Raw genomic sequence first — 11,624 nt, 5'->3', positions numbered from 1 at the left:
GGCGAGCCCGGCAGCGGTCAGAGCGGTCTTACGCAGCATGTCGGTACGCATGATTCGTCTGCACCTTTCGATCGGGGGCACGCGACACACACCAAGGGGGGCGGGTGCGCCACGGAAGAGGAAAGGTCGAGATATCAAGAGGGCCGGGTACGCGGTCACCCGCTCGAGGGCCCGGGGATGTAACCACGCCGGCCCGGTCCGCATTCCGCCGACCACCGGGCCGACCGAGCGGCCGGGTCACGCGGCCTCGACGGTTACAACGACCCGGCACCCCGACCCATGCCCACCCCACCCGTGGCGCCCGCCACCACAAACCCGACATACCGGCATCATCCGCCCGGCGCAGTCACGGCGGATGCGGGCACTCCGGACACGAATGCCCAACCGTGGCACACCGGACCACGGCGCCTGTGCGCCAGTCGCGTACGCCGCGCGATTTCTCCCCTGTCGAGCTGAATCGCTTGGAACATCACCCGGCCCCCACGCCGGCGCGATCCGCCTGCGGCGGGCGGGGTGCCGATCGCCAGAAAGGGCGGCGGCCCGGTGGCTGGTGCCACCGGGCCGCCGCCCTCGTGCTGTTTCGGCCTTACTCGTCCGCGCCTGCGGCGGCGGTGCCACCGAGGTCGGCCGGGACGGCGTCCGGCACCGTGGCCGGCCGGTCGGCGCCCGTGAAGACGAGCTTGGACTTGTCGATGTTCTCCGGATCGCCCTCGCAGTCCACCACCACGATCTGACCCGGGGTCAGCTCGTTGAAGAGGATCCGCTCGGACAGGTTGTCCTCGATGTCGCGCTGGATCGTGCGACGCAGCGGACGCGCACCGAGCACCGGGTCGAAGCCCTTCTTCGCCAGGTACTTCTTGGCGTTGTCGGTCAGCTCCAGGCCCATGTCCTTGTTCCGCAGCTGGCCCTCGATCCGCTGGATCATGATGTCGACGATCGACAGGATCTCCTGCTGGCGCAGCTGGTGGAAGACGATGGTGTCGTCGATCCGGTTGAGGAACTCAGGCCGGAAGTGCTGCTTGAGCTCGTCGTTGACCTTCTGCTTCATCCGGTCGTAGTTGGACTCGGAGTCCTCCGACGCCTGGAAACCGAGCGAGACCGCCTTGGCGACGTCGCGGGTGCCCAGGTTGGTGGTCAGGATGATGACCGTGTTCTTGAAGTCCACGATCCGGCCCTGACCGTCGGTGAGCCGACCGTCCTCCAGGATCTGGAGCAGCGTGTTGAACACGTCCGGGTGGGCCTTCTCGATCTCGTCGAAGAGGACCACCGAGAACGGCCGACGCCGCACCTTCTCGGTCAGCTGGCCGCCCTCGTCGTAGCCGACGTAGCCGGGAGGGGCACCCACCAGCCGGGAGACCGTGTAGCGGTCGTGGAACTCGGACATGTCCAGCTGGATGAGGGCGTCCTCGCTGCCGAACAGGAACTCGGCCAGCGCCTTGGAGAGCTCGGTCTTACCGACACCGGACGGGCCGGCGAAGATGAACGAGCCCGACGGACGCTTCGGGTCCTTCAGGCCGGCCCGGGTGCGCCGGATCGCCTTCGAGACCGCCTTGACCGCGTCCTCCTGGCCGATGACGCGCTTGTGCAGCTCGTCCTCCATGCGCAGCAGGCGCGAGGTCTCCTCCTCGGTCAGCTTGTAGACCGGGATGCCGGTCCAGTTGCCGAGCACCTCGGCGATCTGCTCGTCGTCGACCTCGCTGACGACGTCCAGGTCACCGGCCTTCCACTCCTTCTCCCGCTGGGCCTTCTGCCCGAGGAGCTGCTTCTCCTTGTCGCGCAGCTGGGCGGCGCGCTCGAAGTCCTGCGCGTCGATCGCGGACTCCTTGTCGCGACGCACCTGGGCGATGCGCTCGTCGAAGTCGCGCAGGTCTGGCGGCGCGGTCATCCGGCGGATCCGCATCCGGGCGCCGGCCTCGTCGATCAGGTCGATCGCCTTGTCCGGCAGGAAGCGGTCGGAGATGTACCGGTCGGCCAGCGTCGCGGCGGCCACGAGAGCCGCGTCGGTGATGCTGACCCGGTGGTGCGCCTCGTAGCGGTCCCGCAGGCCCTTGAGGATCTCGATGGTGTGGGCCAGCGACGGCTCACCCACCTGGATCGGCTGGAAGCGGCGCTCGAGGGCGGCGTCCTTCTCCAGGTGCTTGCGGTATTCGTCGAGCGTGGTCGCGCCGATGGTCTGCAGCTCGCCACGGGCCAGCATCGGCTTGAGGATGCTCGCCGCGTCGATCGCGCCCTCGGCGGCACCCGCGCCGACCAGGGTGTGGATCTCGTCGATGAAGAGGATGATGTCGCCGCGGGTGCGGATCTCCTTGAGCACCTTCTTGAGGCGCTCCTCGAAGTCACCGCGGTAGCGGGAACCGGCGACCAGGGCACCGAGGTCGAGCGTGTAGAGCTGCTTGTCCTTCAGCGTCTCGGGCACCTCGCCCTTGATGATCTTCTGGGACAGCCCCTCCACCACGGCGGTCTTGCCGACGCCGGGCTCACCGATCAGGACCGGGTTGTTCTTGGTCCGGCGGGAGAGCACCTGCATGACCCGCTCGATTTCCTTCTCGCGCCCGATGACCGGGTCGAGCTTGCCCTCGCGGGCCGCCTGGGTCAGGTTGCGGCCGAACTGGTCCAGCACGAGGCTGGTGGACGGCGCGGCCTCACCCGGCGTGGCGCCCGCCGCGGCCGGCTCCTTGCCCTGGTAGCCGGAGAGCAGCTGGATCACCTGCTGGCGGACCCGGTTGAGGTCGGCGCCGAGCTTGACCAGCACCTGGGCGGCGACGCCCTCACCCTCGCGGATCAGGCCCAGCAGGATGTGCTCCGTGCCGATGTAGTTGTGGCCGAGCTGCAGCGCCTCGCGCAGGGACAGCTCCAGCACCTTCTTGGCCCGCGGCGTGAACGGGATGTGCCCGCTCGGCGCCTGCTGGCCCTGGCCGATGATCTCCTCGACCTGCTGTCGCACACCCTCCAGGGAGATGCCGAGGCTCTCCAGAGCCTTGGCGGCGACGCCCTCACCCTCGTGGATCAGGCCCAGCAGGATGTGTTCCGTACCGATGTAGTTGTGGTTGAGCATCCGGGCCTCTTCCTGGGCCAGGACGACAACCCGTCGCGCTCGGTCGGTGAACCGCTCGAACATGCCCTCGTGCTCCTCACGTGCCGTGCGCACTCGATCTTGATGGTCAAGAAGTCGTGGCGGGGCCGGTGCGCGGACGACCGGGACGGACGTCCGTGCCTCCTTACTCTATCGCCGCGGACCGACTCCGCTGAGGTCGTGTGTCCCCGCCGGAGGCCGTGTACGCGTCGTTTTACACAACCGTCCGCGCTCAGGGGGTGTTCCGGTACCCCTGCCTGTACGCGCAGAGCGAAATTCGGCCACGGTCGCGGACCCGTCGTGCGGGTCGCGCCGGCGCCGACGCGGCCCGGATCCGGGCCGTCCGGGAGTCGTCCACAGGCTGTGGACAGACTCTCCACCGGCTGTGGACAACGACCGTCGGGACGGAATTCTTCCCGCTCGGACGCGCTCCCGGGCGGATACGGCGACGCCGGCCCGGAGTCGTGCTCCGGCCCGGCGTCGGTGTCGCCCCTCGGCGGTCTCGTCAGTGACCGGCCTTCGCGTGGTACTCGTCGACGATCTCCTGGGGGATCCGGCCCCGGTCGGAGATGTCCTTACCGGCCTTCTTGGCCCAGGCGCGGATCGCCTTGTTCTGCTCCCGGTCGGCGGTGGCGCCACCCCGACCGCGTGCGGCCCGGCCGCCGACGACGACGCCGCCCCTGCCCACCTTGGTGCCGTGGGCGATGTACGAGGCGAATACGTCGCGCAATTTCTCGGCGTTCGAGCTCGACAGGTCGATCTCGTACTGAACGCCGTCGAGCGCGAACTTGACCGTCTCGTCAGCGTCCCCGCCGTCCAGGTCATCGACCAGCTTATGAATGATCTGCTTGGCCACGTCCCACATTCCTTTCGAGCAGGGTGCTCCTGCAAACTGTAAGCACGATAACCCGCGCGGCGCTTGCCGCGTCAATAGGATGCGGTAACGACCCGGTGGAGATGCGCGGCTACTCCGGGCGAACCAGGGGGAAGAGGATGGTTTCCCGAATTCCCAGGCCGGTGAGCGCCATCAAGAGCCGGTCGATTCCCATTCCCATACCCCCGGCCGGCGGCATTCCGTACTCCATCGCCCGGAGAAAGTCCTCGTCCAGCCGCATGGCCTCGTCGTCGCCACGGGCCGCGAGCTGGGCCTGGGCCACCAGCCGCTCCCGCTGCACCACCGGGTCCACCAGCTCGGAGTACGCGGTCCCCAGCTCGAAACCGAGCACGTAGAGGTCCCACTTCTCGGCCAGCCCGGGCTCGCTGCGGTGCGCCCGGGTCAGCGGGCTCGTCTCCTCCGGGTAGTCCCGGACGAAGGTGGGCGCCTGGAGGCTGGGCACCACCAGTTCCTCGAACAGTTCCTCCGCCAGCTTGCCCGGGCCCCACTTCGGGTCGACCGCCAGGCCCACCTTGTCGGCGTACTCCACCAGGCGGGCGCGCTCGGTGCGTACCGTGACCTCCTCGCCGAGCGCCTCGGAAAGCACCCCGAAGAGGGTCACCGAGCGCCACTCGCCGCCCAGATCGAACTCCCGGCCGTCGGCGTGCGTCACCACGGTCGAGCCGCTGACCGCGATCGCCGCCTGCTGCACGAGATTCCGGGTCAGCTCGGCCATGGTGTCGTAGTCGCCGTACGCCTCGTATGCCTCGAGCATCGCGAACTCGGGCGAGTGCGAAGAGTCGACACCCTCATTACGGAAGTTGCGGTTGATCTCGAAGACCCGGTCGACGCCGCCGACGACGGCCCGCTTGAGAAACAGTTCCGGCGCGATTCGCAGATACAGATCGGTGCTGAGTGCATTGCTGTGGGTCACGAATGGCCGGGCCGCCGCGCCGCCGTGCAGCAGCTGGAGCATCGGGGTCTCCACCTCGATGAAGCCCCGGCCGTGCAGCACGTCACGCAGGCTGCGCACGGTCGCGGCCCGGGTACGCACCATCTGGCGGGCCTGCGGTCGGACGATTAGGTCCACGTAGCGCTGCCGGACCCGCGCCTCCTCGCTCAGCGGCTTGTGCGCCACCGGCAGCGGGCGCAGCGCCTTCGCCGTCACCGCCCACCGCTCGACCAGCACGGACAGCTCGCCGCGCCGGCTGGTGATCACCTCGCCGGTCACCCCGACGAGGTCACCCAGGTCGACCAGGCGCTTCCAGTCGTTCAGCCGGTCGGCGCCGACCCGGTCGAGGGAGAGCATGGCCTGCAACTCCGTGCCGTCGCCGTCCCGGAGGGTGGCGAAGCAGAGCTTCCCGGTGTTGCGTACGAAGATCACCCGGCCGGTGACCGAAACCTGGTCTCCCGTGGCGGTGTCAATGGGCAGCTCGGCGTACTTCTCGCGGATCTCGGCCAGGGTGCTGGTCCGGGGGAATCCGATGGGGTACGGCTCGACGCCCTCGGCGAGCATCCGGTCCCGCTTCTCCCGGCGGACCTTCATCTGCTCGGGAAGGTCGTCGGCGGGATCGACTGGCACGGGGTTCTGCTCGGTCACGGCACGCTTCCTCAGAAGGAGATTTCGGGCGGGGTCAGGCCCCGAGCGTACTCAAGGCGCTCGCGAGGCGTTACGGGATAACCGGCCCGCATGACCGGCCCCACTTCCGGCCGCCCCGCTCGGCCTCGTCGCCGTACCGCGCCCCGGCAGCGACGCCACGTCGGGCGCGCTCGTCCGCCGGGCCGCCGGCGCCGAGGCCCGCCCGGCCCCGGGGTCAGAGGTTGCGCTCGTAGACCATCCGCAGCCCGATCAGGGTGATCATCGGCTCGTGGTGGGTGATCGTGCGGCAATCTTTGATCACGAGCGAGGCCAGCCCGCCGGTGGCGATCACCGCGCTCACCTCGCCCATTTCCTCGATCATCCGCTCGACGATCCGGTCCACCTGGCCGGCGAAGCCGAAGTAGAGGCCGGACTGGAGGCACTCGACGGTGTTCTTGCCGATCACCGAGCGGGGCTTGGCCGCCTCCACCTTCCGCAGCTGGGCGGCCCGGGCGGCGAGCGCGTCGAAGGAGATCTCGATGCCCGGGGCGAAGGCGCCGCCGAGGAACTCGCCCCGGGCGCTGATCACGTCGAAGTTGGTGGTGGTGCCGAAGTCCACCACGATCGACGGCCCGCCGTAGAGGGTGTACGCGGCCAGGGTGTTCACCACCCGGTCGGCGCCCACCTCCTTCGGGTTGTCGATGGCGAGTTGCACACCGGTGCGCACCCCGGGCTCGACGATCACGCTCGGCAGGTCCGCGTAGTAGCGCGACAGCATGGTGCGCAGCGAGCGCAGCGCGGCCGGCACGGTGGAGCAGGCCGCGACCCCGGTGATCTCGACCGCGTCCCCGGCGAGCAGGCCCCGGAACTTCAGTCCCAGCTCGTCGGCCGTCGACCGCGCATCGGTCTTGATCCGCCAGGAGTGCACCAGCTTGTCGCCGTCGAAGGTCGCCAGCACGGTGTTGGTGTTTCCGATGTCGATGCAGAGCAGCACGCACGCAGCCTAGACAACGGCCGGCCGCCGGTTCACCCGGTGCGCAGGTCCATCGCGATGTCGAGGATCGGCGAGGAGTGCGTCAGGGCCCCGACCGACAGGAAGTCGACCCCGGTGGCCGCGTACCGCGCCGCCACGTCGAGGGTCAGCCCGCCGGTCGCCTCCAGCTCCGCCCGGTCCCCCACCGAGGCGACCACCTCGGTGAGCATCTCCGGGGTCATGTTGTCCAGCAGCAGGAAGTCGGCCCCGGCCTCGACCGCCTCCACCGCCTCGGCGACCGTGTCCACCTCGACCTGCACCGGCACGTCCGGGAAGGCCTCCCGGACCCGGCGGAAGGCCGCCGTGATGCCGCCCGCCGCGAACTTGTGGTTGTCCTTGATCATCGCGACGTCGTGCAGGCCCATCCGCTTGTTCGTGCCGCCGCCCGCGCGGACCGCGTACTTCTCCAGGGCGCGCAGGCCCGGGGTCGTCTTGCGGGTGTCCAGCACCATCGCCTTGGTGCCGGCCAGCGCGTCCGCCCACGCCCTGGTGTGGGTGGCCACCCCGGACATCCGGCAGAGCAGGTTGAGCGCCGTCCGCTCGGCGGTGAGCAGCAGCCGGGTCGGGCCGGTCACCGTGGCCAGCACGTCGCCGCGCGCCACCCGCTCGCCGTCGTGGGCCACCACCGACACCTCGACCGTACGGCCGGCACCGGTCGTCTCGCCGACCAGCTCGAACACGGCCGCCGCCACGGCCAGCCCGGCCACCACGCCGTCGGCGCGGGCCACCAGGTCGGCCGTGTCGGTCTGGTCGGCCGGGATGGTGGCGACGCTGGTGACGTCCAGGAAGTCCGGCCCCAGGTCCTCGGCGAGCGCGGCCTCGACCGTCTGCCGCACCCGCGCCGGATCCAGGCCGGCGTCCCGCAGTGCCCGTTCCGTCGACTCCGTCATCGGGTCCCCTCCCACGCTTGCGTCAGCCGGCCCTGCGCCCCGACCGCGCCGACCAGGTGGCCGTGCCACCGCTCGTCGGCCGTCGGGAAGTCCTCCCGCCAGTGGCAGCCCCGGGTCTCCCGGCGGGCGTACGCGGCGGCGACCAGCGTCGACGCCACGGTGATCAGGTTCGTCGCCTCCCAGTCGGCCGTCCGGGGCCGACCCCGGCCCTCGCCGAGCCCGGTCAGCACGCCGGCGGTCCCGGCGAGGGTCTCCGCCGAGCGGAGCACGCCCGCGCCCCGGGTCATCGCCCGTTGCAGCGTCGGCGTCGCCTCGGCCGGCACCACCCAGCCCTCGCCGCCCACCCAGGCGCCGGTCGCCGCCGGCTGGGCCTGCTCCGGCAGCCCGGCCGCGATGTCCTCGGCGATCCGCCGGGAGAAGACCAGCCCCTCCAGCAGCGAGTTGCTGGCCAGCCGGTTCGCGCCGTGCACGCCGGTGCAGGCGACCTCGCCGCACGCGTACAGCCCGGGGATGGAGGTGCGGCCCCGCAGGTCGGTGCGGACGCCGCCGGAGGCGTAGTGCGCGGCCGGGGCGACCGGGATCAGGTCGGTCGCCGGGTCGACCCCGATGGCCAGGCAGGACGCGACGATGGTCGGGAAGCGTCGGGCCAGGAAGTCACCGCCCAGGTGCCGGGCGTCGAGGAACACGTGGTCCGCCCCGGTGGCCAGCAGGACCCGGTGGATGCCCTTGGCCACCACGTCCCGGGGCGCCAGCTCGGCCAGCTCGTGCTGCCCGACCATGAACCGCTTGCCGTCGCCGTCGACCAGGTGGGCGCCCTCGCCGCGCAACGCCTCGGAGACCAGCGGCTGCTGGGCGTGCCCGGCGCCGGGCACGCCGGCACCGGCCGGGGTGATCAGCGCGGTCGGGTGGAACTGGACGAACTCCACGTCGGTCACCGCCGCGCCGGCCCGCATCGCGAGGGCCACCCCGTCCCCGGTCGACACGGCCGGGTTGGTGGTGGCCGCGTAGATCTGGCCCATCCCGCCGGTGGCCAGGACGACCGCCCGGGCCAGGATGGCGCCCACCCCGTCCTCGCTGCCCTCGCCGAGCACGTGCAGGGTGATGCCGCAGGCCGGGCCGAGCCCGTCCGGGGAGTCCCCGGGGGCGCGCAGCAGGTCCAGCACCAGGGCGTGCTCGACCAGCCGGATCCAGGGGTCGCGGCGCACGGCGGCGTGCAGGGCGCGCTGCACCTCGGCCCCGGTGGCGTCGCCGCCGGCGTGCACGATCCGGTCGGCCCGGTGCCCGCCCTCCCGGGTCAGCATCAGCGAGCCGTCCGGGTTGCGGTCGAACTCCGCCCCGATCCGCATCAGCTCGCGCAGCCGGGTGGGGCCCTCCTCGACCAGCACCCGCACCGCCGCCGGGTCGCAGAGCCCGACGCCGGCGATCTCGGTGTCCGAGGCGTGCGCGGTCGGGGTGTCCTGCGGGTCGAGCACGGCGGCGATGCCGCCCTGCGCCCAGCGGGTCGACCCCTCGTCGATGTCGACCTTGGTGACGACGGTGACGTGCAGCCCCGCCTCGCGCAGGTGCAGCGCGGCGGTCAGGCCCGCCACCCCGGAACCGACCACGATCACGTCGGTGGTCTCCACCCAGCCGGGCGCGGGGGCGGCCAGCAGTCTGGGCAGCGCCGGCAGGTCGACGGTCGGTAGGTCCATACCCACAGTCAACCCGAAGGGTCCTCGCGGGGGGCGGCGGGGGCGGGACGAGTGGTTTGGGCCATCGGGTCCCGCCGTGCCGCTACCTCGTCCGGACCGGGAGGGCGGCCGGGCCCGCGCCCCGCAGTGAGCCGGTCACCGTACGGTCGTCGAGCCAGAGGTAGCAGCGCACGCCCCGGTCGCCGACGCGCCACCTGCCGGCCCCCGGCGGGCGGACCACCACGCCGCTGCGGAACCGCAGGTCGGCGTCGTCGGGCACCCCCACGTAGCGGCCGAGCACCGAGCGGCAGCCGGCGTAGAGCGGGGCCCAGTCGGCGGCCCGGGTCGGGTACGGGCGGTCGGGCGCCCGCCACACCCCGACGAACTCGGCGTCGTGCCTGGCGGCGCAGTCGACCGGGAGCAGCGTCCGCACCGACCCGCCCCGCGAGCGGGCCTGCTGGCAGCCCAGGCGCAGCGGGGACGGCCCCCGCAGCGCGTCCCGGAGGCTGCCGGCGCGGACCACCACCGTGGCGGCGGCCTCGACGGTGCTCACCTCGGTCAGGTCGCACCGGTACCAGCGGGCGCCGGCCGTCCAGCCCGCCCCGGACGGCACCGCCACCGCCAGCCGCAGCCGCCCCGTCCGCCAGTCGGCGCCCACGTGACCGGTCGCCCGGGCGTCGCAGTCGGCGAAGGCGCCCCGCAACTCGGCCGAGCCGCCCGGCGGCGGGGCGGGCCGCTCGGCCGGGAAGGCACCCACGTGCACGGTCTCGACCCGGTGCGGCACGGCGCAGTCCACCGGCGCGTACGCCGCCAGGGTCACCACGTCGACGAAGTCGGCGACCTGGCACACCCCGGCGGCCGGGGTGAAGGGCCCGGGAGCGGGCAGGGCCGCCCAGTCGTCGACCAGGTCACCGTCCAGCCCGCCGGCGTCGGCGCAGCCGGCCAGGAGTGCGGCCGTGGCGACGGCAGCGAGCAGGGCACTCATCGCACGGCGCATCGCGGCCTCCCCCAGCCACCCGCGTCTCTCGACGGGCAACCAGACTACCCAGGGATGACCTTCCGGTGACAGACCGCGAGCGCCCCCACTTCGCCCCCCGGAGGCTCCCTTCGGTCACGAAGGGGACGAACCGCCACCGAGATCGGGCGGAGGAGGTACCGGACGGATCAGACGGCGGCGGCGGCGAAGGGGTTGGGGACCGGGGCGCCGGCGGTGCCGGGGGCGGCGGTGGTCGGGTCGGTGTTCAGCTCGACGACCCGGTTGTCGGCGTCCACGTGCACGACCCGCGGCCGGTACGCGCGGGCCTCGGCGTCGTCCATCTGCCCGTACGAGATGAGGATGACCAGGTCCCCCGGGTGCACCAGGTGGGCGGCGGCGCCGTTGATGCCGATCACGCCGCTGCCCCGCTCGCCCGGGATCACGTACGTCTCCAGCCGGGCCCCGTTGGTGATGTCCACGATCGCCACCTGCTCGCCGGGGATCAGGTCGGCGGCGTCGAGCAGGTCCTCGTCGACGGTCACCGAGCCGACGTAGTGCAGGTCGGCCTGGGTCACCGTGGCCCGGTGGATCTTCGACTTGAGCATGGTGCGCAGCATCGGGATGCCTTTCGCGGAAGTGGCGGGGGTGGGGTTCAGGAACGGGGGGCGAGCCGGATCGCCGCGTTGTCGATCAGCCGGGTGGCGCCCACCCAGGCGGCGACGAGCAGCCGCGCCGGCCCGGAGACCGGCCCCGGTTCCAGGTCCGGGTCGGTGAGCACCAGATAGTCGAGCCGCGCGCCGGGCGTACCGGCGCCGAAGGCCGCGTGCGCGGCGGCGAGCACCGCCCCCGCGTCACCGCCCCCGTCGGCGGTCGCGGCCCCGGCCCGCAGCGCCGCCGACAGGCTCAGCGCGGCCTCCCGCTCGGCCGGGGAGAGGTAGCGGTTGCGGCTGGACAGGGCCAGCCCGTCCGGCTCCCGTACGGTCGGCACGCCGACCACCTCGACCGGCACGTCGAGGTCCCGGGCCATCCGCCGCACCAGGGTCAGCTGCTGGTAGTCCTTCTCGCCGAAGAACGCCAGGTCGGGTCGGGTGAGCTGGAGCAGCTTCAGCACCACCGTGAGCACCCCGTGGAAGAACCCGGGGCGGCTCTGCCCCTCCAGGTCCTCCCCCAGCGGGCCCGGGTTCACCCGGACCCGGGGCTGGCCGTCCGGGTACATGTCCGTCACCGAGGGGGCGAAGACCACGTCCGCGCCGGCCCGCCGGCAGATCTCCAGGTCGGCGTCGAGGGTGCGCGGGTAGCGGTCGAAGTCCTCGTTCGGGCCGAACTGCAACGGGTTGACGAAGATCGTGACGAGCACGTGGTCGGCCCGCTCCCGGGCCGCCCGCAGCAGCGTCTCGTGGCCGGAGTGCAGGGCACCCATGGTCATCACGACGCCGACGGTGCCCTTGAGCCCGTCCCGCGCCGCGGCCAGCTCGGCGCGGCCGTGCACCAGTGCCGTCACGCGGTCCCCTCCGTCCACCGTCGGCCCG

The 11,624-nt window shown here is 72.2% G+C and carries 9 protein-coding genes; all 9 read right to left on the bottom strand.

The window, feature by feature from the left end:
- Positions 1–586: 586 nt before the first annotated feature.
- The 9 genes from AB0883_RS25410 to panC all read right to left on the bottom strand — a co-directional run bounded on the left by AB0883_RS25410 (position 587) and on the right by panC (position 11,596).
- Complete coding sequence (locus AB0883_RS25410; protein WP_366643778.1) at positions 587–3,118, bottom strand: ATP-dependent Clp protease ATP-binding subunit; 2,532 nt, start codon at positions 3,116–3,118, stop codon at positions 587–589.
- A gap of 460 nt (positions 3,119–3,578) precedes the next feature.
- Positions 3,579–3,929 carry an Lsr2 family protein gene (locus AB0883_RS25405; protein ID WP_165947879.1) on the bottom strand — a complete coding sequence of 117 codons (351 nt, stop codon included), beginning with the start codon at positions 3,927–3,929 and terminating at the stop codon, positions 3,579–3,581.
- A 109-nt stretch (positions 3,930–4,038) separates the two neighbouring features.
- Positions 4,039–5,547, bottom strand: coding sequence for a lysine--tRNA ligase (gene lysS, locus AB0883_RS25400; protein WP_366643759.1), 1,509 nt, complete (start codon positions 5,545–5,547; stop codon positions 4,039–4,041).
- 214 nt (positions 5,548–5,761) lie between these two features.
- The gene (locus AB0883_RS25395; RefSeq protein ID WP_366643757.1) at positions 5,762–6,520 is read right to left on the bottom strand and encodes a type III pantothenate kinase; all 759 of its coding nucleotides are present in this window, start codon (positions 6,518–6,520) and stop codon (positions 5,762–5,764) included.
- A 32-nt stretch (positions 6,521–6,552) separates the two neighbouring features.
- A complete protein-coding gene (nadC, locus tag AB0883_RS25390; RefSeq protein WP_121401745.1) occupies positions 6,553–7,449 on the bottom strand; it encodes a carboxylating nicotinate-nucleotide diphosphorylase in 897 nt (298 codons plus the stop codon).
- Entirely contained in the window at positions 7,446–9,140 is a 1,695-nt protein-coding gene (locus tag AB0883_RS25385; RefSeq protein ID WP_366643755.1) for an L-aspartate oxidase, read from the bottom strand. The genes nadC and AB0883_RS25385 overlap by 4 nt, the downstream gene beginning before the upstream one ends.
- Positions 9,141–9,222: 82 nt before the next feature.
- Positions 9,223–10,116, bottom strand: a complete 894-nt coding sequence (locus AB0883_RS25380; RefSeq protein ID WP_366643753.1) for a septum formation family protein — start codon at positions 10,114–10,116, stop codon at positions 9,223–9,225.
- A 167-nt stretch (positions 10,117–10,283) separates the two neighbouring features.
- Positions 10,284–10,712 carry an aspartate 1-decarboxylase gene (gene panD, locus AB0883_RS25375; RefSeq protein ID WP_363901620.1) on the bottom strand — a complete coding sequence of 143 codons (429 nt, stop codon included), beginning with the start codon at positions 10,710–10,712 and terminating at the stop codon, positions 10,284–10,286.
- A gap of 35 nt (positions 10,713–10,747) precedes the next feature.
- The gene (gene panC / locus AB0883_RS25370) at positions 10,748–11,596 is read right to left on the bottom strand and encodes a pantoate--beta-alanine ligase (RefSeq protein ID WP_366643750.1); all 849 of its coding nucleotides are present in this window, start codon (positions 11,594–11,596) and stop codon (positions 10,748–10,750) included.
- Positions 11,597–11,624: the final 28 nt, after the last annotated feature.

Origin of the sequence: Micromonospora sp. NPDC047812 (genome assembly GCF_040704175.1) — a bacterium.
Lineage (GTDB): Bacteria > Actinomycetota > Actinomycetes > Mycobacteriales > Micromonosporaceae > Micromonospora.
Note: the sequence above shows the minus strand (reverse complement) of the source record. Positions and strands in the feature narration are given on the sequence as shown.